15 protein-coding genes are annotated in these 21,538 nt (G+C 43.8%); 7 read left to right on the top strand and 8 right to left on the bottom strand.

What is annotated here, in order from left to right; translation table 11 throughout:
* Positions 1–21: 21 nt before the first annotated feature.
* The 6 genes from nagB to ABDD95_RS14535 all read right to left on the bottom strand — a co-directional run bounded on the left by nagB (position 22) and on the right by ABDD95_RS14535 (position 9,690).
* Positions 22–1,941 (bottom strand): glucosamine-6-phosphate deaminase, encoded by a 1,920-nt coding sequence (gene nagB / locus ABDD95_RS14510; RefSeq protein ID WP_345948059.1) that lies wholly within the window; start codon positions 1,939–1,941, stop codon positions 22–24.
* A 111-nt stretch (positions 1,942–2,052) separates the two neighbouring features.
* Complete coding sequence (locus ABDD95_RS14515) at positions 2,053–3,234, bottom strand: AGE family epimerase/isomerase (protein WP_345948060.1); 1,182 nt, start codon at positions 3,232–3,234, stop codon at positions 2,053–2,055.
* Between the two features lie 62 nt (positions 3,235–3,296).
* On the bottom strand, positions 3,297–3,992 hold the full coding sequence (locus ABDD95_RS14520) for a GDSL-type esterase/lipase family protein (protein ID WP_345948061.1): 696 nt from the start codon (positions 3,990–3,992) through the stop codon (positions 3,297–3,299).
* 19 nt (positions 3,993–4,011) lie between these two features.
* Positions 4,012–4,932, bottom strand: coding sequence for a DUF5017 domain-containing protein (locus ABDD95_RS14525; protein WP_345948062.1), 921 nt, complete (start codon positions 4,930–4,932; stop codon positions 4,012–4,014).
* A 19-nt stretch (positions 4,933–4,951) separates the two neighbouring features.
* A complete protein-coding gene (locus ABDD95_RS14530; RefSeq protein ID WP_345948063.1) occupies positions 4,952–6,520 on the bottom strand; it encodes a RagB/SusD family nutrient uptake outer membrane protein in 1,569 nt (522 codons plus the stop codon).
* A gap of 23 nt (positions 6,521–6,543) precedes the next feature.
* Entirely contained in the window at positions 6,544–9,690 is a 3,147-nt protein-coding gene (locus ABDD95_RS14535) for a TonB-dependent receptor (RefSeq protein ID WP_345948064.1), read from the bottom strand.
* A 251-nt stretch (positions 9,691–9,941) separates the two neighbouring features.
* On the opposite strand from ABDD95_RS14535, the gene ABDD95_RS14540 reads away from it, so the two are divergent.
* A complete protein-coding gene (locus ABDD95_RS14540; protein WP_345948065.1) occupies positions 9,942–11,849 on the top strand; it encodes a family 20 glycosylhydrolase in 1,908 nt (635 codons plus the stop codon).
* Positions 11,850–12,026: 177 nt separating this feature from the next.
* On the opposite strand, the gene ABDD95_RS14545 is transcribed toward ABDD95_RS14540, so the two are convergent.
* A complete protein-coding gene (locus ABDD95_RS14545; RefSeq protein WP_345948066.1) occupies positions 12,027–13,244 on the bottom strand; it encodes an ROK family transcriptional regulator in 1,218 nt (405 codons plus the stop codon).
* 146 nt (positions 13,245–13,390) lie between these two features.
* On the opposite strand from ABDD95_RS14545, the gene ABDD95_RS14550 reads away from it, so the two are divergent.
* From ABDD95_RS14550 to ABDD95_RS14560, 3 genes are read left to right on the top strand one after another with little or no spacing between them, the layout of a single operon-like run.
* Positions 13,391–14,065, top strand: a complete 675-nt coding sequence (locus ABDD95_RS14550) for a GDSL-type esterase/lipase family protein (RefSeq protein WP_345948067.1) — start codon at positions 13,391–13,393, stop codon at positions 14,063–14,065.
* Between the two features lie 17 nt (positions 14,066–14,082).
* Positions 14,083–15,018, top strand: coding sequence for a DUF4434 domain-containing protein (locus ABDD95_RS14555; protein WP_345948068.1), 936 nt, complete (start codon positions 14,083–14,085; stop codon positions 15,016–15,018).
* A 9-nt stretch (positions 15,019–15,027) separates the two neighbouring features.
* Positions 15,028–15,906 (top strand): DUF1501 domain-containing protein, encoded by an 879-nt coding sequence (locus ABDD95_RS14560; RefSeq protein WP_345948069.1) that lies wholly within the window; start codon positions 15,028–15,030, stop codon positions 15,904–15,906.
* 18 nt (positions 15,907–15,924) lie between these two features.
* On the opposite strand, the gene ABDD95_RS14565 is transcribed toward ABDD95_RS14560, so the two are convergent.
* On the bottom strand, positions 15,925–17,637 hold the full coding sequence (locus ABDD95_RS14565) for an FAD-dependent oxidoreductase (protein ID WP_345948070.1): 1,713 nt from the start codon (positions 17,635–17,637) through the stop codon (positions 15,925–15,927).
* Between the two features lie 168 nt (positions 17,638–17,805).
* Here ABDD95_RS14565 and ABDD95_RS14570 point away from each other — a divergent pair, with 168 nt between their 5' ends.
* From ABDD95_RS14570 to ABDD95_RS14580, 3 genes are read left to right on the top strand one after another with little or no spacing between them, the layout of a single operon-like run.
* Positions 17,806–19,386, top strand: coding sequence for a DUF4127 family protein (locus ABDD95_RS14570; RefSeq protein WP_345948071.1), 1,581 nt, complete (start codon positions 17,806–17,808; stop codon positions 19,384–19,386).
* A 35-nt stretch (positions 19,387–19,421) separates the two neighbouring features.
* The gene (locus tag ABDD95_RS14575; protein WP_345948072.1) at positions 19,422–20,675 is read left to right on the top strand and encodes a sugar MFS transporter; all 1,254 of its coding nucleotides are present in this window, start codon (positions 19,422–19,424) and stop codon (positions 20,673–20,675) included.
* Entirely contained in the window at positions 20,665–21,480 is an 816-nt protein-coding gene (locus tag ABDD95_RS14580) for a hypothetical protein (RefSeq protein ID WP_345948073.1), read from the top strand. The genes ABDD95_RS14575 and ABDD95_RS14580 overlap by 11 nt, the downstream gene beginning before the upstream one ends.
* The last annotated feature ends 58 nt before the right edge of the window (positions 21,481–21,538 follow it).

Here is a 21,538-nt window from a genome sequence, read left to right on the forward strand (position 1 = left end):
AATTTAATCTTAGCGTTCTTTTTAAAACCTCCATCTTACAAAGGCTTCAATAGCTTCATATTCGGCCAAGCCGAGCATGTTGTAACAACGTGCGGTTTCGCTGGTACGATCCTCCGCCCTCACCCAAAACTCACGCGCATCGTCGCCCGGGAAAACCGGAATGTCTTTTTGTGATTGGTGTTTGAAGATGGCCAAACGCTTGCGCTCTACTTCTTGCGGCGACAGTGGTACGGCCATCTCAATTTCATGAATAGCGAATTCATGCCATGCACCGCGGTACAACCACAACCAGCAGTGTTTAGTCCACTCCTCGGTTTCCTTTAACCTGATCAGGGCTTTCAAAACTACATCAAAACATATTTTATGCGTACCATGCGGATCTGCGAAATCACCTGCAGCAAAGATTTGGTGCGGCTTGATGCTGTTGAGCAGTTCCATGGTCTGCCTGATATCATCCTCGTAATCACTCACCTTCTCGTATTTAAAACGGTCATAAAATGGCAGGTCCATAAAATGAATACGCTCATCAGGTAAACCCGCAAAGCGCGCACCGGCAATGGCTTCACCTTTTCTGATCAAGCCTTTAACTGTGCGCACCTCTTTAGTATCGGCCTGGTTGGGCTGCTTGCTTTGGGTAAAGATGCGCATATCGGCGTACATATTTTGCAGCTGGGCAACGTCAAGCCCCTGCGACTTGTTAAAGTCAATGGTAAATTCCATGAAGCGCAGTACATCATCATCCCATACGGCGGTGTTGCCCGATGTTTGGTAAGCCACATGCACCTCATGCCCCTGATCGGCCAGGCGAATGAATGTGCCTCCCATTGATATTACATCATCATCAGGGTGTGGCGAAAACACAACGGCCCGCTTAACAGCGGGTTGGGCGCGTTCTGGCCGTTGGCTATCGTCTGCGTTGGGCTTACCACCAGGCCAGCCGGTAATGGTGTGTTGCAGTTTATTAAATATGTGGATATTAATGTTGTAAACCGGCCCCTTTTCGGTAGCCAGCTGTGCCATGCCATGGGTATTATAATCTTCCTCGGTTAACTTGAGGATTGGTTTATTTAACGTTTGTGATAACCAAATTACTGCTTTTTTTATGGTTTGCTCATCCCACACGCAATCTTTTACCAACCACGGCGTATCTAAGCGTGTCAACTCAGATGCGGCGTCCCGATCAACAACAAACTCTACATTCTGCGATAACTGCAAATAAGTGGCCGGCACTTCACCAGAAATTTCGCCTTCTACAGCTTTTTTGATGATTGGCGCTTTTTTGGCGCTCCAAGCCATCAGAATGATTTCCTTAGCTTTGAATATAGTGCCAACGCCCATGGTTATTGCTTTGGCAGGAACATTCTCTTTACCACCAAAGTCGCGTGCGGCATCGCTACGTGTAAGATCGTCGAGGGTAACCAGCCGGGTACCGGAGTTAGGTGCCGACCCTGGCTCATTAAAGCCTATATGCCCGGTACGTCCAATGCCCAGTATTTGCAGGTCCAGTCCACCAAGATGGGTGATTTTCCGTTCATATTCCAGACAAAATGCAGCAATCTGATCCTGACTCAGCGTACCGTCGGGAATGTGCACGTTGCCGGCGTCAATGTCGATATGATTAAACAAGTTCTCCTTCATGAAAGCCACATAGCTCTGAACCGACGTTGGTTTCATAGGATAGTATTCGTCGAGGTTGAAGGTGACTACATTTTTAAAGCTCAAGCCCTCTTCTCGGTGCATGCGTACTAATTCGGCGTATACTTTTATTGGTGTAACGCCTGTAGCCAAACCAAGTACTGTAGTTTTGTTTTCTGCCTGTTTAGACCTGATCAATTCGCCTATGCGGTGGGCTACAGCAATACTGGCCAGCGTAGAGCTTTCATAAATTGTTACCGGTATTTTTTCAAACCTAGTTTCTTCAAGTAAGTTTAAACGCGCCATTTATATTTTGAGGTTATATGATATATTTTCATGAAATTACTCTTTGTGCCTTATGAGACAGGCAATAAATTAAAGTCCTCTCTTAGTTAAAAGAGAGGACTTACTAAGTAATTAAGATAATGGATCGGCTGTTAATGCTTTCTGTACCTCAAGTGTTTTATATAACTGGTAAAGCGCTCTTGGTATATGGAAACAACCTTTCCATTTGCCACCTTTCAAATTCAGCAAAACTTCACCCTGCCGGTTGAGGTAACCAAACCATTCGCCATACTGATCATCACGATAGTGCGACCATGTATAATTGTGCAGTATATCGAACCACTCTTTGCAATCTTCATTACCGGTTAACTGGTATGCTTTGGCCATACAAACCAAAGCCTCCACGTGCACCCACCAAAGTTTCTGATCCCACTCCAACTGTTGCACAGGGTGGCCTTTAATGTCTTTAAAATAAAGTATACCGCCGTGTTTTTCATCCCAGCCAAACTTTAGTGTACGCAGGGCGATAGTCACTGCTTTTTCAATCAAACTGCGATCGTTACGCCGCACACCCAGGTCCATGATGAACCACATGGCTTCTATCACATGACCGGGATTAAGTAAACGCCCTTCATGCGAGTCAGAAAAGCTACCATCGAGGTATACATTCTCTACAATCATCCCGGTTGCATCATCGTAAAATACATCAAGCACCTCGTGCAGCACTTCTTCTATCAAATTGTCCACCAATTGTTTGTCCAGCAGATGCTCCAACTCAAGCGAAAGGTTACAAAGGATCATTGGCAGTGCAAAGTTTTTCAGATCGCGCGTGCCCGGAAAGCCTTTGCTGTATTTGCCTTTCGGGTTGTCACGACGGCGCAAAATGTTCTCGAATGTGTCTTTAGCTACCTGGCCGTATTCGTCTTTACCATCAGCTTTATACAATGCACCAAGGCCCATGGCGGCAAAGCAATCTGAAAAAATGTTATAAGGCTGCACAAGTGGCTTTCCTTCACGGTTAAGCGAAAAGTAAAAGTTGCCATCAGTATCCCTACCATTTTTTAAAATAAAGTCGGCTCCATGACGAGCTACGTCCAAGAATGCAGGATTTCGTTCTACGTTATTATACAGCATAGAGTACGTCCAAATCTGGCGTCCTTGCAGCCACATGAACTTGTCGGTGTCATATACCTGGCCGGCACGGTCCAGGCAGGTGAAGAAACCCCCATGCTCCTTGTCAATAGAATGGTTACTCCAGAAAGGAATGATATTTTCGAGTAATTCTTTTTTGTAAAGAAGACTGTAATCTTGCATTGTTGATGTAGTAATAATGTTATCTGTTTTTGGTATTTGTAGAGTAAGCGAAACCTTCTCTATTATAAATAGTGGCTGCTCTTTAAATATTCTATCCAAGTGACGTAAGCCTTTGGCTTCAGGTGTACACCATCAAGCGTGAGCTCGCGTTTTAGTTTACCTTCTGCGTCAAGGAAGAGCGGATGAAGATTGATAAAAGGTATCTTTTCTGTCGTAGCTAAAGCCTCTATGCGTTTGTTCAGTTCCAACACCATAGCGTTCCGCCCCGCGGCATAAGGCTGCTTCAGCATATCTTCGTTAATAGGAAGCACGCTTTGGATGTAAAGCTTTGTTTTAGGTGACTTAGTTTTAACTGCGCTGATGATGCGCTTGTAGTTGTTAACCGTGACCTCATAAGGCAGCTTACGAAAAAGGTCATTAATGCCGATGAGCAGAAATATCTTAGATGGTTCATCAGCCAGAACCTCATTAAGGCGGGCACGCAAACCAAAGGTGTTATCGCCGCCAATGCCACGGTTAATTACCGGCTTTTTCCCGGCAACCAGTTCAGGCCATTCGCCATGTTCGGTAATGCTGTTGCCCAGAAATACAATAGCATGTTTCTGCACCGGCAACGCATGGAAAAAATCCATACGTTCTGTATAATGGCTGTTGATATAATTGCTGTCAATCTTAACCTCCTGCGCAAAGCCTGCATAAGCCAGACAGAACGCCAACAAACCAGTTGTTAAAAACTTAAATCCAGTTGCTTGTCTCATTATATTTATTCAGGTTCAATTATTTAACTACAATAGTTAGTTGTTTAACAACACTGCTCGAACCAGTATTCTTGCCGTTAGTGCCTACAAATGTTACCGTGTAAGTGCCTGGAGTGGTATAGGTGTATTTATAGTCGTTTACCGTTTGCAAATAGGTTTTAATAGGTGCAGCAACATCGGGATCTACATTATTGGGGAACAAAGCTTTTGTAAGCGCCCAGTCCTCTGATGCTACCAACGTACTGTTCGGGTTGAAGAAAATGAATGGTGCAGCAGTTTGGATCGTCCACTTATTAGCGGTGTTAACAAAGTCTATAGCTAACCAGCCTGCTGTTGATGCTGATGATACGTTTAGTACACTGCCATCAGGCAAGGTATTGGTTAAATCGAACGCATAAACACGCCAGGTATTTTGTGTTGGCGTGGTTCCTGTAACTGCATCCCCGGTGTATTTAAAAGCAAAGTAAATAGGTTTACCTGACACCGGCAGATCCGAAATATCAACCACGCCTGAAGGGGTCTGAACACCAGATCCGCCCGGAACAACGGTTGAGAGCTTGAACCTACTAGTGATATCTGTCCAGGTAGCGGCCCTAACGTTTGCGGCATCATATAAACCATTAAAGTCGGTTGAATAAAGCAGAGCAAGGTTATTGGGCTGACGGCCGAAAAGCACTTGTGTGGTCATGCTTAAGCTAACTTTTCCGTTAGCTGTGGTACGGTCTTTAAATTGATATTCTTTGCCTTTCTCGCCCGAGTAAAAGCTAATCACATCAGGATCACCTGATATTTTAAAATTTACTACCTCTCCTACCTTGTACTCAGCCTTGTCGGTGTCTACGTTGAACTCGGGAGCTTCAACATTTTTATCCTTGCAGGAATATATCAGTGTAAGACCAATCAATCCTATGATCAATCTCCATGTGTGTATCTTGTTCATCTTTTTCAAATGTGATTGATTAAAAACCTTTGTTTTGTGTCATGCTTGGGTTAACTGACAGCTCTCTGGCCGGTATGGCAAAGAGGGTGTCGCGGTCAGTTACGTTTTGGCCAGAACGTGCACCGTAGCTGTATGTTGAGCCTGCACCGGTGGTAATCTCATTGGCTACTGCCTTCATAGTCGGTACAAATACACTCCAACGGATAAGGTCAAATCGGCGCAGGCCTTCATAACCCAGTTCAAGCGAGCGCTCCCTGCGCACGGCTTCGCGGAATGCTGCCTTGTCGAAACCGGTTGCCAAATCGGCCTGTGTGGCGGTGGCCAGCCCAAGCGGAACACCATACGCACGTTCCCGAACAAGGTTCACGGCGTTGTAAGCAGCAGCTGTTGGGCCGTTTACTTCGTTCTCGGCTTCAGCAAACATCAGTAATACATCAGCATACCGTAGTAGTGGAAAATTGATGGCCGACGTGTTAGTAAACTTCGTGGAATTCCCTTCAAACTCTCTGCGCCATTTGGCATCAAAACGGTTATAAATCTGCGCGGCGGTAAATGGAACCTGTACAGACGAAGTAGATGAGGTGTAGCTATAAGGACTGATAGACCAGTCACGACGTAAATCGCCTAAAGCGAAGGAGTTATAGTAACGTGCCGTAGTACGTTTGGCGCCATAGCTGTAACCTACCGTTGGATTGGTAGTACCTATGCCATTGATTACTCCTACCGAACCACCTTCGTCTTGGGTACCATTTTTTAAGTTAAACTCAACCTCCCAAATGCTTTCTTTCAGGTCATAAATGTGAGCGCACATATTTTTGAATACCTGTTTGTAATCAGGGTTCAGCGAGTGCGGAGCATCAGTCATTACCTTGTTAGCCCATTTACGTGCCTCTGCAAAGCGTGAGGCATCACGCATAGGGGCACCAGCCATTTTAAGATTTACCCTGGCCAGCATACCCCATACCACCGATTTGGTTACACGGCTGTTATAACTGTAAGCGGTATTAACGCTAACCATATCAGCGGCTTTTTCCATATCCGAAACCACCTGAGCATAAACAGCGCGGTAAGATGATTTTGGGAAATCTGTTTCTGATACTGTAGCAGTTGCTGTAAGTCTCAGCGGCACATCGCCCCAGTTGTTTGCGAGTATAAAGTAGTAATACGCCCGCAGGAATAAGGCCTGACCTCTTGCATTATCTTTAGCTACCTGGCCCATATTAGCCTTGTCAATATTGTCAAGAAGCATGTTTGCCTGATTTATCCCCTGATATAAGGTAGTCCAGGTAGATAACAGCTTGGCGTCGGCCGGGCTGTAGTTATACAAAGCCACGTCTTGCACAGATGATGGAAGCGAATAAAAGCTGTCGTCTGCTATATCCATTTCGAACCACAAATACCGGCCATAAGTACCGCTTTTACCTAAGGCATCGTAAACTCCGGTAAGTGCCGCATTAACCTGCTCCTCGTTCTGGTAATAGTTAGCAGGCGAAACAAAGTCTGTAGGTGTGGTATCCAAAAATTTTTTGCACGCAGTGCTGCATAAAACACCCGCACAAGTAATTATAGTGATCAAAGTTCTTTTCATAATAATATCTAATTACAGGTAGTTTAAAATGAAGTATTCAGGCCTATTACAATTGTTCTTGCTCTTGGATAGGCCGAGTAATCAAAGCCAGGTGTAAGCGCTGAGCTACGTACTGATACTTCCGGGTCATAGCCGGTGTACTTGGTCCAGGTATACAGGTTTTGTGCAGTTACGTACGCTCTTAAAGTTTTCATCTTTAATTTTGATGCTACTGAAGTGGGCAGCGTGTAACCAAATGATACGGTTTTCAAACGCAGGAAGGATCCGTCTTCAATAATACGGGTAGAATAAGACTGGTAAGTTTGACCCTTTGCAGCCGGAATATCAGATGTAGGATTTTGAGGCGACCAGCGATCGGCAAACGTGGCAAACTGGTTGGTGTTAAATACCGATCCGGTTTCCAAGATCAGCCTGTTGGCATTGATAATATCATTACCGTATGACCATTGCATAAATACGCTCAGGTCAAAAGCTTTGTAACTGAAATTGTTGGAAAAACCACCCTGGTGAATTGGGTAAGCACGACCTATAGCAACTTTATCCAGGTCATTAATAATCAGGTCGCCATTAAGGTCACGGTATTTTGCATCACCAGGCTGCACATTAGCGCGCACTTCGCCATTGGCGGTAATGTTAGATTTTAATAGGTAGGTGTTACCTGTTTGGATAAAATCTTCATACTTGTAAGTGCCATCATAAATCAAACCATAAAAGGCAGATATAGGCTGGCCAACAATAGCCACATAAGCAGGAATGCTGGCCCAATCAGCCGACCAGTTCTGGTTCGATGTCATGAAGTTTTGACCACCGGCGAGCGCCAAAACCTTGTTGCTATTGAACGCTATGTTAAAGTTGCTGCTCCAGCTAAAGTTTTTAGTGCGTACAGCCGTGCCCGATAATGTGATCTCTAACCCTTGATTTTGCACTTTACCAATGTTCTGAAAAGCGTTACTATAACCGGTACTTGGCGACAGGTCACGGTTCAATAACAGGTCATCAGTAGTTTTACGGTAAGCATCTACTGTTAATAACAACCGGTCTTTAAAGAAACCAAGATCAATGCCCATATCCAGTTGCCGGGTAGTTTCCCATTTCAGATCAGCATTACCCAAACTTGATGCAATGATGCCTTTGGTATCCACACCTCCAAACATATATCCGGATGTATTCGTGATGGCTAAGCTCGGGTAAATAGCAAAGTTACCTACACCGTCGTTAGCTGTAGCGCCGTATGATGCTCTGAATTTACCAGTTGATAGAAAGTTCATTCTTTTGGCAAAGCCCTCTTCACTAAACTTCCATGCGAAAGCTCCGGATGGGAAATAACCAACGCGCTTGCCGGTAGAAAATCGGGATGAGCCTTCCTGGCGGCCGGTGAACGTGAAAATATACCGGTCGTTGTAGGTGTAGTTCAACCTCGCAAAAATTGCGTTTCTGGTATAATTGCTGGAGATTGAGGTAATTGTGTTTGGCGTGCCTTCATCTAAACCACTTAGGCCTAAGTTTTCATTAGGAAGTAATACAGCATACCCGCCAAACACCTTCGAATCGCCGCTTTCTGCACTAAATCCCAGTACGGCATTTACCAAATGCTTTTTGTTGAACCTTTTTAAATACGTTAAAGTATTAGCTGTTTGCCATGTATTTGAGTTAAAAAAGGTTTCGCCACCGCTAACGCGGTAATTACCGGTAGAACCCACACGGGATAAAGCACCGTTGAAAGCGTCATCTTCACGTACACTTCTGTTTATGCCACCACTAACCCGAAGCTTCAACTCTTTAAGAATGGCATATTCTGCATAAGCATTGCTGTTAAAACTGGTGCCAAAGTTTAAACGGAGTTCATTTTGTGCAGACAATACCGGGTTAACCCGTGCGTCTGTTGTTGGATCTACCGATGGGTCACGCAGTGAGTTCAGCAAATCATCGGAGGCTGATGTAGCAACAGGGCGGTAGCTCCATACATTTTGCAAAAGGTATAAATTACTGCTGCTGTTGGTTGCCGATACCGGCGTTCCATTAACGGAGTTGTAAGCATAGGTAGCATTAATGCCAACCTTGAGTTTGTTGTTTACATCCTGGTCCAGGCTTATCCTTCCCTGAGTACGTTTAGTGCCGCTGTTAATGATAATACCATCCTGACTTACGGTAGATAACGACACGCTATAGCGTGTTCTATCTGTACCCCCCGTCATAGATATATAATGGTTCTGCATAGGTGCAACACGGGTGATTTGGTCCTCCCAGTTTACGCCGGCTATATCCCGATAACTATCTATAGTACGGCCGTTTTGCAAAAACAGCGAAGTTGTTGTAGTAGGTACAATCTCATATTGTAGTTTTACAAATTCGTACGGATCTAAAAGCTTCATGCGCTTCTTATTCTCCTGCCAGCCGTAATAACCATTATAGGTGATTGTAGGAGCTCCAATTTTACCACGTTTGGTGGTTACTATAATTACGCCATTAGCACCCCGTGCGCCATAAATTGCTGTAGATGAAGCATCCTTCAGCACATCAATTGATTCTATATCGTTCGGGTCAAGTGTGGTAAGCGGGTTAACAGCATTACCAGCAGGCGACTCGAAAGGAAAACCATCAATTACAACCAAAGGATAGTTGTTTTGTGTAATGGAATTATAACCACGTATAACGATATTGATACCAGCACCGGGCTGACCTTCGGCCGAGTTTACCTGCACGCCGGCAACACGCCCCGCAAGCGCTTCATCAAACGATTTTACAACAGACTTTTGCAAGTCGGCAATATCTACGCTACCTACCGAGCCTGTTAAATCCTTACGTTGAGCTGTGCCGTAGCCAATAACGACTACCTCACTCATGTTGGTAGTGGTTTCGGTAAGCACTACTTTAGCCGGCGTGGTTCCGGTAATGGCAACTTCCCGGGTGGCAAAACCAATCATGGAAAAGATCAGTACGTTTTGGTTTGGGCCGGCTGGTACGTTGAAACGGCCTCCGCCGTCAGTTACCTGACTGGTTTTAGCACCCTTTAATTGCACGGTTACGCCGGGTAAGGCTTCGCCCTGGTTGTTGGTCACTGTTCCTCGTAACACTTTGTTTTGCGATAGTGCAGCACTGCAACAAAACAACAGCAGTGCGCATAAAAGCAGCAACTCTTTTTTCAAGCTTTTAGTAATCATTTTTTGCATAGCATACTGTTAGGTTTATGATCATTGGTTGTTAGATAAGGTTTAGGTGTGGTATTTAGAGCTTATATTAAGTTCAATCGAAAAAGCGCCACTTACTTAAAATCAACGATTGTATTCGATTATTAATTAGCGACTTCGTAAATGTAATAGTTTTTTAAAATATTTAATAATGATGTTAAATAAATTTAAATTTTTTTTTATCAAGATTGGAGTGGTTATGTTTACGCGTTAATCTATTACATTTGAGAACTATGAAGAGACTGTTCTACGTACTGTGCTGCTGCATTTGCTATGCGGCACACGGCCAAACCGCTAAAACCGATATTGCTATCATACCCGAGCCTGTAGCTATTGCACGCATGCCAGGGGAATTTGTATTGCCCAAAAACATAAGTTTTGGCACTAATGCTGCTGCAGAAGCAGCGCCCGTAATCGCTTACTTCAACCAGCATATAAGTAAGGCAACCGGTGCAAGTGTAAGTGCGGCTAAGTCCTCAGCATCAACCATATCCCTTACTCTTAATGCTGTTAATGAATCTGCCATTGGTAACGAAGGATACCGGTTGACCGTAACCCCCAAAGAGGTAAGCATACATGCTAACAAGCCAGCAGGACTATTTTATGGCATACAAACGTTATTGCAGTTATTGCCAAAGGAAATTGAAAGTGCAACTTATGTCCCAAACAGGCGATGGACAATTCCGTGTGTAAACGTTACTGATTATCCGCGTTTTCAGTGGCGGGGTTTAATGTTTGATGTATCACGTCACTTTTTTACAAAAGCTGAGGTGAAAAAGTACATTGATAACATGGTGCGTTATAAGTTCAACCTTTTACACATGCACCTTACCGATAATGAAGGTTGGCGTATTGAAATCAAAAGCCTGCCTAAACTAACCGAGGTTGGCGCATGGGCAGTAAAAAAGGTTGGTTATTACGGCACATTCGATCCTCCCAAACCTGAAGAACCGCGTAATTATGGAGGCTTTTATACGCAGGAAGACATTAAGGAAATTATTAAGTATGCGCAGGATCGATATGTTAATATATTGCCCGAAATTGATGTTCCTGGGCATAGTCTGGCTGCCATAGCCGCCTACCCGGAGTTATCCTGCACACCTGAGGCAAGCACTTACCACGTACGATCCGGTGAACGCATTATGCAATGGAACGGCCCAAAGTATTCTGCTATTATTGATAACAATTTATGCCCTGCAAATGAAAATGTATACGCGTTTTTGGATAAAGTGATCACCGAAGTAGCCGCGTTATTTCCGTTTGAGTATATACATATGGGCGGTGATGAAGCTGCCAAAAACTTTTGGGAAAAAAGCGATGCAATAAAGGATCTGATGAAGCGCGAAAACTTGAAAGACCTGAACGAGGTGCAAAGCTATTTTGAAAAACGCGTAGAAAAGATTGTAGAATCAAAAGGCAAGAAATTTATGGGCTGGGATGAGATTCTGGAAGGCGGCCTCGCCCCTAACGCAATGGTAATGAGCTGGCGCGGTATGCAGGGTGGTATCAAAGCAGCGCAAATGAAACATGACGTGGTCATGAGTCCGACAACGTTTGCCTATATCGATTATATGCAAGGCGATGTGGCTATTGAGCCGCGCGTATATGCCACATTGCGTTTGAACAAGGCTTACCAATTTGAACCACTACCCGATAGTGTTGATGCTAAATATATTAAAGGAGGACAGGCAAATTTATGGACAGAAAACGTTTACAACATGCGCCATGCAGAATATATGACCTGGCCGCGTGGTTTTGCAATTTCCGAATCGTTATGGTCACCTCGTGTTAAAAAGAACTGGCCTGACTTTTTTGGTCGGGTGGAAAAGCACTTCCAACGTTTTGATGTTGCTGACGTAAAATATGCGCCGAGCGTGTATGATCCTATTTTTAATATTACTACAACCAATGATTTAAGTGTAAAGCTGGAACTTAATACTGAAATACCCGGACTGGATATTTACTACACGTTTGATAACTCTTTTCCAGATAAGTTTTACCCTAAATACACCGCACCGCTCATTGTGCCTAAAGAGGCTACTCAGCTGCGTTTAATTACCTACCGAGGCGATAAACCCATAGGTAGAATGATTACCGTATTAGTTGAAGATTTGAATAAGCGCGCAACTCCAAAGAAATAATAAGACTGTTTTCCTTTCCGGAAGATGGCTTACCGGTTTGCCCCTACTATGTTGTTTCTTCATACAAAAGCCCGTTTGTGTTTTGCAAACGGGCTTTTGTGCTTTTATATATGGGGAAATTTCTTCAATGGTTTAATGTGACACATGCAAGTAGCAATACATTAAACATTGAAGCTGTTAATTCAGCGCTAGTATCCTGTTTCTCACCAGCAGAAATGCGCCGATAACACCTGCATCCTTACCCAGTTTCGACATTTTAAGCTGGGTATCGTTGTTTACCAGGCTAAGCGAATATTTGTTAAGCGCGCTCTTAATTGGCAGTCTGATATATTCTTCTGTAGTGGCTAAACGACCGCCCAAAATAACCAGTTCGGGGTTAAAAATATTAATAAGCGATGCTACGCCTCTCCCAAGTTTTTCACCAATTTGCGCAATGAGTTCTATGGCAAGCACATCATCATTAATGGCGGCATCAATAATGTCATCAAGTGTAATATCCTCCGGCTTCTTCTTAATAACAGTAGATGAGCCTTTTTGCAGTTCCTCTTTGAAAATACGGGTAAGCGCCCAGCCCGAAGCCTCTGTTTCGAGGCAGCCCTTTTTGCCACAATGACAAATCACCTCATTGTTGAATATTGGTACGTGGCCTATCTCGCCGGCATAGCCTGATTTGCCATAATACAACTGGCTGTTAATCATGATACCCATGCCCAAACCATAATCAATATTCAGGAACAGCACATTTTTTTCGCCGTTTACCGCACCTGAGCAAAACTCCCCGTATGCCATGGCGCGGGAGTCATTCTCTAAAAAGACCCGAATACCAATCAATCCCTCCATAACCTTGCTCAAGGGTTCTTCATTAAAGTGAAAAAAACTATAGCTATAACCCGTGGCATAATTAATACGTCCAGAAAGGTTTACACCAATGCCCAATATTTTCTCTTTTGAATAAGGGGATTCTTTAATGAAGTTGTTTATAAGACCACAAAGTTCTTCTAATGACTCCTGATTGTTCTTTAAGTTAAACGGAATGCCATGAGAAACCTTCACCAGTTCTTTTTGAAAATCAGACAATCCTATGTTTATATAAGTATGACGAACATCAACACCTACAAAAAAAACGGAATCTGAAATCAAACCATACAGGTTGGGCTTGCGGCCGGTTGTTGAATCAACCTTACCTATCTCCTGTACCAGCCCGTCACTAATTAAGTCATTTAACAAGTTGTTCACCTTAGGTGCGCTCAAATACAATTCCTTGCACAGATCGGCTATGGTGCCGTTACCACTGTTGGCAAAGTAAGATAAGATAAACTTTTTAAGGTTTAGATTTTTGTAAGCTACGCCTGAAGCATTAACATCGCTTATCTCTTCAAAAAAAGTTTTCCTCATATAGAAGTCCTAAGATGGTATAAAACTAAATATTAGTGTTCAGATTTACATTCTTGTAATTAAAAATTTATTAAATCAAAGGCTTTTAGTTTTGTAATTATTTTAATAACTATGCTCATCTTAATAATTAACCAAGATGTTAATCAATGAAGCATATCTCCACAATAGTTTTGTTTTTTCTATTAAGCTTTGCCGCTTCTGCGCAAGATTTGCCAATCGACAGCAGTTATGCTAATAGTCATTATAAACAACGGCTGCAATTTTTCAGGCAAATGCCCGATAGCAAAAATGAAATTGTTTTTTTAGGCAACAGTATCACTGAAGCCGGTGAGTGGCAGGAATTAATACCTGGCAAGAATGTCATCAACCGGGGAATTAGCGGTGACGTATCTTTTGGCGTAATTGCGCGTCTTGATGAGGTACTTTCATCTAAACCTAAAAAAATATTTTTACTGATTGGCATTAATGATTTGAAGCGTGGCATCCCCGCTGCCATAATTGTTAAAAATTACAAACGAATCATCGGCCAGGTGAAACTCACCTCGCCTAAAACGCAACTTATTCTGCAAAGTATTTTACCAGTCAATGAATTGATGTTAGGTAATGAATACAAGCGAATTACCAATGCTCGTGTGAATGAAGTAAACAGCCTACTGCAACAGTTAGCAGCATCAGAAAAATTAACCTTTGTTGATTTGCACCCTGTTTTCGAGGGAAAAGACGGGCAAATGAACAGGGATTATACCACTGATGGCATTCACCTTAAGATGCCTGCATATATTTTTTGGGTGAACCTCCTCAAAAGCAAAGGGCTGCTATAATATCAATGTAACCGACAATGAAAATAACAGGCACTTTTTTAGACGAAATAAGCCATGATATCCCCCATCAAAACTGGGGGCGGGCTGAATGGGACGCAGATTTTTCGCATATGAAAGCGGTTGGAATTGACACCGTTATTCTGATAAGAAGTGGCTATAAACGCTGGCTCACTTATCCTTCTGACGTTTTGAGAAAGCAGGAAAACTGCTACACTCCTCCGGTTGACCTGGTAAAAATGTACCTTGAACTTGCAGATAAGCACGATATGAAGTTTTACTTTGGCCTGTATGACTCGGGCAAGTACTGGTGGAATGGTGACTTTCAGCAGGAGATTGATCTCAACAAAAAAGTAATTGACGAAGTGTGGGCTAAATACGGTCATTATAAATCGTTTAGAGGCTGGTACCTTACACAGGAAATAAGTGGCCGTACGGGTAAGGTGTCGGGCTTGTATGCGCAGTTAGGCCGGCATTGCAAAGATATATCAGGCAATTTACCAACCTTTATTTCTCCGTGGATTGATGGAAAGAAGGCCGTTATGGCGGCATCTTCTGTACTAACGAAACAGGATAGCATTACCATACAAGAGCACGAGAAGGCTTGGAATGAAATATTTGACGCTATTAAAGACTCGGTGGATGCGGTTGCCTTTCAGGACGGACATGTGGAGATTTACGAGCTACCAGACTTTTTTGAAGTTAACAAGAAACTGGCCGACAAGTATGGCATGCAATGCTGGACGAACTCCGAGTCTTTCGACCGCGATATGCCCATCAAGTTTTTTCCGATTAAGTTCGAAAAGTTGATGTTAAAGCTTGATGCTGCCCGTAAAGCAGGCTATGATAAGGCTATCACCTTCGAGTTTTCGCACTTCATGAGTCCGCAGTCTGCCTACCTGCAGGCGGGTCATTTGTATGATCGTTATAAAGAATATATCAGAAGCTTTAAATAGGCGTATGGTATGAAAAGAAGAGCCTTTTTACAAAATGCCGCCGTGGTGGTAACCCCTCTACTGCTTCCTCACACATTTGATGTTTTAAGCAGCACCTCCCTTTGTGCATATGCAAAGCGTAACGTTGTATTTGTTCATTTAAACGGCGGTAATGATGGTTACAATACCATTGTTCCTCATACTGATAAAGCTTACTACAAGCTGCGTCCCAATATAGCGGTTCAACCTACTGAGGTAATTAGGTTAACAGAGCGGTATGGCTTCCATCCAAGTTTAGCCGGGTTGAAGCCTTGGTACGATCAAGGTAATATGCTCATCGTGCCTAACGCTACCTCCGCTAATCTGGATAATTCACATCACACTTGCTTTCATGCCTGGAAGAACTTGCTTGTTAAGCCTTTAACCACTTATCCTTTAGATCAAAAGCAAATCATTGAATTCTCCGCTGCTGACCTGGGTTTAGCAGCATCTGACTTTGAAGAAAAACTGCTAAACATTGCATCAAGTATAAGCACCCATCAACAACGTCATGTTTATGCCATTGGTCTTGATGGTTTTGACACCCATCAGTTTCAAAAAGTAAAACACGCCTTTTTGCTGCAAGCTTATGCAGATGCTATGAATACGTTTATGAATAGATTGAAAGCCTTGGACGAGTTGAACAATACCATGATAATTACCTGGTCTGAGTTTGGCAGAAGTTTAGCAGAAAACAACCGCAAGGGCACAGATCATGGGCATGCAGGCGTGTTGATGATTTATGGTGGCCAGCTTCAGCACAGCGGTATTTACAGCAACCAGGAGACAAATGCCAGTGGCGCGTTTGATGTGAGTACCGTCTACGCTAACATCTTGGGCACCTGGCTTGGCGGAGTTTTGCAAGCATAACCAGCTTTCCGTAATGGTTTAAGCTGGCCATTTAATTTCAATACCTTGCGAATGGATGAATTCCTGAAATTCCTTCAGCATGCCCGGTTGCTCACGGACTGCGCGAGGGATTACTTTTTTGTTCATAGCATAAGTGATTAGCATGCCCACTGCTTCACCAATGCTCCACTCTACCGGGTGCAGACGGTAACAGCCGTTTGTGATATGAGTTGTGCCGATATTTTTATTTGCAGGTAAAAGGTTTTTCATTCGGCGCGGCAACAATGCACCGAGAGGAATTTGAAAAGGCATGGATTCAAAATCGATATAGTTGTTTCCTGCGGTAGATGGATGCAGGTCGATGTGATAGTAGCCTATACCAACACTATCATAAAAATCAGCTGAGGTATTTCCAGTCTTTTTTCCGGTGATTTGTGCACGGTTGTCCTGACCTACATGCTCCTCTAAGATAGTAAACACGGCTTTAACACGACGCGATTCGCGGATGTATGGATATTTTGAAAGACCGTCTCGTGTGCCCATCACATCCGCGCGTAGCCGCAGCCCTGGCCAGCCATGGCCACCATCCGGTCGAGGAGCTTCGGTTTGCAGCCAGTATAACAATGATAAGCTCAGCTGCTTAGCCCTGTTTACGTGATGAACAAACTGCTCTGGTGTGGCGCCAATAAGATTACCTTCAAAGTAATCGTTTTGTGGCCAGTTAACTACCGTAATGTCACCCGCATAAGTACCTGGCTTAAAATTAGATTTGCTGATAATGCGGCGGTAATGCCAAAGATTTAGCGGATCGCCGGCGTTAGGGCCAGTGGGGTCAAATGCTAGTTCTCTGCGTACTAAGGTTGCTGGCTTGCTATAAGCAAGATCAAGCAATTTGCCCGACCATTTGGGTGTGAGTTTTGGCACCAGGTTCCGCCAGTAATCATACTCTTTAGGCTTAGGAATAATAAAGTTGCCGCCCGGTACGTAATCCATCGCAAACGGCATATTGAACGATTGGATGTTGTTGGGATCTGGCTTTACAGGAGCGTGCAGTTCTTTGGTTTGCACCTTTGATTCGGCGCCTGTTATGAACTCAGTGCCAGTCATAGGTAGCAAGTCGCCAAGTTCAGTAGCATCCACAAAAAACGGCGCTTTTAAAATCAGTTGCTCACCTGTAACTAAATCAACAGCCTCCAGCGCTTTAACTTCATCCCCCGCAACTTGGGCACGGGTAACTTGATGCTCCAGTAAAATGGTTAGTTTTTTTGAGCTTAAGTATGGATCCATCATGCTTTGCAGCACCGCAAGTGCTACCCTTGGTTCATGGCACAATGCCGATACAGGCGCATCTCCAGGGTTGAAGAATTCCTTTGATTTTGATTCATCTGTTAGCGGATAATTCTTGATATAATAATCACGAACGCCTTTACGAAAGTTCCGGTACAGTTGTGTTGCACCGTGTGTTTCTATCCAGGGATGCTCATCGGGCGGAACGCCTTGCTGGGTAAGCTGCCCTCCGATCCAATCCGTTTGTTCCGTTAATATTACAGTCAGGTTGTTGCGTAACGCAGCCAACGCAGCAGCACATCCCCCTAAACCACCACCTGCTATAACAACGTCTGCCGATAGAACGGCCTTGGTGCTATTAACGTCGGTTGGAGAAATTTTAAGTGATGAGTTTGCAAATGCCGGCGATACCACAGCAGCACTGCTTGTAACTGTTAATAGTTCAATGAAATTACGTCTTTTCATATACTTATTGTCTGACATCAGATGGGTAGGCGCAACAACTTTCAAAATCAAATTCTCGACATACCCTGCACAATAATACGAGTGAAAACTACTTTTTAAAATTTATTTTTAACAAATGTTTAATTATTAAATTTTTTTAACATTATTTGTGAGTATAACCTCCCAAATATGAGAAGCCTGTTCACGCTGTTTGTATTATTTCTAGTCATTAACGCCAGTGCGCAAAACGTATCTAATTACCGCACCAGAGTTTTATTGATCCCTTTAGATGACAGACCTCCTTGTTTGCAGTTTACACAAAAAATGGGATTAATAGGCAATGCAGAAGTAGTCTCGCCACCTAAAGAATTGCTGGGCAACTTTACAACGCCCGGCCAGCCAGAAAAAATAATTGCCTGGTTGAATAAGCAGAACTTTAAAATGTTCAATGCAGCAGTGATCTCGCTGGATATGCTCGCTTACGGAGGTCTGGTTGCCTCACGTATACACCATACGCAGTTGGCACCCGCGTTGAGCCGTATAGATGTTATAAAAAAAATTCATCAATTGGCTCCTCATCTGCCTGTATACGGACAAAGCGTTATTATGCGCCTTGCCCCAACCGGTGATGGAAAGAACGAGGCTTATCGCCAGAAGCTGGCCGACTGGGCAGAAATATCTGTAGCTGAGGATGAAGTATCGAAAAAGCGCGCAGCTGAATTGGTAAGGGATATACCTACGGAAGCTTTAACCGATTATAAAGCCTCACGTAAGCGCAACTTATCCGTTAATTATAAAGCTATTGATTTTGTTCGCAGCGGTATCATTGATTACCTTATTCTTTCTCAGGACGACGCAAAACCACGCGGCATTCACGTAGCTGATCGCGAACAGCTAATTGAAAGATCTAAAAAATTCAACCTAACCTCCAAAATACTGGTGATGCCAGGCGCAGATGAAATATCGATGTTGTTACTATCGCGTGCGTTAAATAAGCGTTTCAACTTTTCACCCAAAATCAAAGCAGTTTACTCATCAGAAGAGCTTAGTAACAAAGCAATGCCTTTTGAAGACCGCCCGCTACGGCAAACCGTAAGTTATGATATAGCAGCGATTGGTGCTACCGAGGTCACAGATGCAGCCAAAGCGGATCTGCTTTTTTACGTTTACCCGTCGCGGTTTGAGACGGGTAATGCTCAAAGTTTCGCGTCAGAAATTGAAAAGCAGACAGACAATGGTAAGCATGTTATTGTGGCCGATATCGATCCAAAAGGAGACGTTCAGGGTGGTGACCCCAACTTTTCTACTGAGCTGCTTCGCCGTCGGTTGCTTCCGCGATTATACAGCTATGCATCGTGGAACACGGCTGGTAACACCATCGGTACAACCCTGCCACAGGGCGTAATATACGCCCTTGCCAAGGCCAAGATGAAGCAAGTTGGCCCGAAGGTGAGTAAGCAAATTGAGCTTGCAGAGCACTGGTTCACTTTTCACCGCGTACTGGATGATTATTACTATCATACGCTGGTAAGAGGCAAGGCTAAAACTTATATTCAAGATAACAAATACAATCCATTACGGCTCACGCTTGAGGAAACACAGAAAGTGGAGTCATATTGTATGAGCCTACTTAGTATTAACTTCAAAGAGCTTAGTGATAGTTATACCTCAAACCAGGTTACAGCCATTGGCTTTAAGCCGTCGGGTATGACATTCGCCCTGCCTTGGGGACGGACATTCGAGGCAGAAATAGACTTTAAAGTTCATTAATCAACGCTTATTTTTTAATTAACAAAATATAAATAATGGCAAGTATCCCCTCTGGTGGAGCAGTGTTAACTGAGCCCTTAGATCACAAACAGCAGAACTATACCACTGCACTTACCTCGCTGGCAGTTTTGTATTTTATGAACGGGTTCATCACCTGTTTAAACGATACGCTTGTGCCTTTTTTTAAAAAAGGATTTACGCTTACCTACTCCGAATCATCACTGGTGCAATTCTATTTTTTTCTGACTTATGGTATCATGTCGTTCCCAGCCGGAAAAATTATAGAACGTACGGGTTATAAGAACGGTATGATGATGGGACTGCTGGTATCTGCATTCGGTGCGTTTTTATTTGTACCTGCGTCCATATTTCACCAGTACTATATATTTCTGGCGGCACTATTTGTGCTGGCTATAGGTGTTGTGCTTCTACAGGTTGCTTCTAACCCTTACATTACCATTCTCGGACCTGCTAAAACTGCATCATCAAGGCTTACACTAATACAAGCTGTTGGATCCATCGGGACAACAATCGCCCCTATCTTCGGAGCTTACTTCATTCTTTCGCGCCTGCAGGAATCTACAAGTTCAAGCGATGCTGTTCGGTATCCGTACATCGGTATTGGATGTTTGCTTGTATTGATAGCCTTGGTGGTGGCATTTCTTAAGCTTCCGAACCTAAAGCCTAGTAGTAACGTCGACACCGTTTCATACACCAACACTAATTTATTCTCGTTCCGTAACCTCAACTTCGGCACCATTGGCATTTTTGTGTATGTAGGCGCAGAAGTATCGGTTGGCACGTTCCTAACCAATTATATTGCTGACACTTTGAACATTCCTGTTGACCAGGCTAATACATACGTTGCTTTTTATTGGGGAAGTATGTTGGTTGGGCGTTTGGTTGGTTCATGGGTTCTGCGGTCGGTAAAGCCGTCGGCGGTACTTACTATTTGTGCAACTATGGCCACTATCCTGATTCTTGTATCGGTAAACAGCGCCGGTTCTTTGGCCGTATGGAGCATGATAGCCGTTGGCTTATGTAACTCTGTAATGTTCGCTATCATATTTTCGCTGTCTGTACAAGGTGTAGGTAAGTTCACTACGCAGGCCTCGGGCATACTTTCAACAGCCATAGCCGGCGGGGCGATCGTCTCCTTCTCGCAAGGATACGTAAAGGATCATGCTACCTGGCTCATCGCTTTCATGATTCCTGTTGTTTGCTATGCATATCTCGTTTTTTATGGTGTTAATGGTTACAAATCCAATATCAATCAAAATGAACTTTAAGAAATTACTACTGTACACCGGTGTAGCTATTACATTGGCTGCTTGTAAGGCACAAAATACGACCCTCGTAGAGAAAGAAGTGCCGCCAGCGGCATCCATTGACTGCTTCCCGGGTGCTTATTACCGCAAGGCAGTAACCAGTTTTGATAACTGGAGTGGTATAACGGGAGTAGTGGTACTTGGCCAGCCCACTGTTGATGAGGACCGCTTGGATTCCCGTACCAAGCAGCCGTTAGATAACTTTTCTGTTTATATGGGTGGTAATTCGGCCGATCAGGAACTTGATGCCGGTTTAACCTGGGAGTTCTCAACCGATGCATCCGGTCGCAAAAGTGCACGCCGAAACGCATGGAGGCCTTTCTGGAGAGCAGGTTATTGGAAAAGCGCTCCCGATTCAGCTAAATACACCTGGCACCCCGGAGATAAAATACAGATGACGATCAAAATGGCAGGCCCCAAAAAGCTGCGCATGATTATTCAGGACATGAACCATCCAGAAAAAAGATTTGAAACCAACGTTGACGCATCCGGCTTCACATACGAGGCAGCCAAGCAGTTCAAGCGGGTGAACGCCATAGATCAGGTTCGCAATGAAGGCAAGCCCGTACAGCCAACCAAAGCGCACGTTACCGGTGCAGAATGGCTTTACACCACTTTATACCGTGGATCTAAAAATGAAGAATGGCCAATGACCAAGGCAAGGTTCACCGATATGCGTTGCAGCGATGCTACACACATCAGGGTTACAGAGACCAATAGCTCTAAAGGTGCCGAAAAGATCGATATTTTCGGAACTCCGCAGTAAGTACTATCTCAATAGTATCCGTCTAAAAATATCTAACACTGGCTGTACATCTGAGGCA

This window comes from Mucilaginibacter sp. PAMB04274 (assembly GCF_039634385.2).
In the GTDB taxonomy this organism is placed as follows: Bacteria; Bacteroidota; Bacteroidia; order Sphingobacteriales; family Sphingobacteriaceae; genus Mucilaginibacter.

What these genes read in the sequence shown, in the direction of transcription:
- ABDD95_RS14525 (WP_345948062.1), bottom strand. Translation starts at nt 4,932, where the DNA reads ATGAACAAGATACACACATGGAGATTGATCATAGGATTGATTGGTCTT.
- ABDD95_RS14520 (WP_345948061.1), bottom strand. Translation starts at nt 3,992, where the DNA reads ATGAGACAAGCAACTGGATTTAAGTTTTTAACAACTGGTTTGTTGGCG.
- ABDD95_RS14550 (WP_345948067.1), top strand. Translation starts at nt 13,391, where the DNA reads ATGAAGCATATCTCCACAATAGTTTTGTTTTTTCTATTAAGCTTTGCC.
- ABDD95_RS14515 (WP_345948060.1), bottom strand. Translation starts at nt 3,234, where the DNA reads ATGCAAGATTACAGTCTTCTTTACAAAAAAGAATTACTCGAAAATATC.
- ABDD95_RS14555 (WP_345948068.1), top strand. Translation starts at nt 14,083, where the DNA reads ATGAAAATAACAGGCACTTTTTTAGACGAAATAAGCCATGATATCCCC.
- nagB (WP_345948059.1), bottom strand. Translation starts at nt 1,941, where the DNA reads ATGGCGCGTTTAAACTTACTTGAAGAAACTAGGTTTGAAAAAATACCG.
- ABDD95_RS14545 (WP_345948066.1), bottom strand. Translation starts at nt 13,244, where the DNA reads ATGAGGAAAACTTTTTTTGAAGAGATAAGCGATGTTAATGCTTCAGGC.
- ABDD95_RS14565 (WP_345948070.1), bottom strand. Translation starts at nt 17,637, where the DNA reads ATGAAAAGACGTAATTTCATTGAACTATTAACAGTTACAAGCAGTGCT.
- ABDD95_RS14530 (WP_345948063.1), bottom strand. Translation starts at nt 6,520, where the DNA reads ATGAAAAGAACTTTGATCACTATAATTACTTGTGCGGGTGTTTTATGC.
- ABDD95_RS14535 (WP_345948064.1), bottom strand. Translation starts at nt 9,690, where the DNA reads ATGCAAAAAATGATTACTAAAAGCTTGAAAAAAGAGTTGCTGCTTTTA.
- ABDD95_RS14540 (WP_345948065.1), top strand. Translation starts at nt 9,942, where the DNA reads ATGAAGAGACTGTTCTACGTACTGTGCTGCTGCATTTGCTATGCGGCA.
- ABDD95_RS14570 (WP_345948071.1), top strand. Translation starts at nt 17,806, where the DNA reads ATGAGAAGCCTGTTCACGCTGTTTGTATTATTTCTAGTCATTAACGCC.
- ABDD95_RS14575 (WP_345948072.1), top strand. Translation starts at nt 19,422, where the DNA reads ATGGCAAGTATCCCCTCTGGTGGAGCAGTGTTAACTGAGCCCTTAGAT.
- ABDD95_RS14560 (WP_345948069.1), top strand. Translation starts at nt 15,028, where the DNA reads ATGAAAAGAAGAGCCTTTTTACAAAATGCCGCCGTGGTGGTAACCCCT.
- ABDD95_RS14580 (WP_345948073.1), top strand. Translation starts at nt 20,665, where the DNA reads ATGAACTTTAAGAAATTACTACTGTACACCGGTGTAGCTATTACATTG.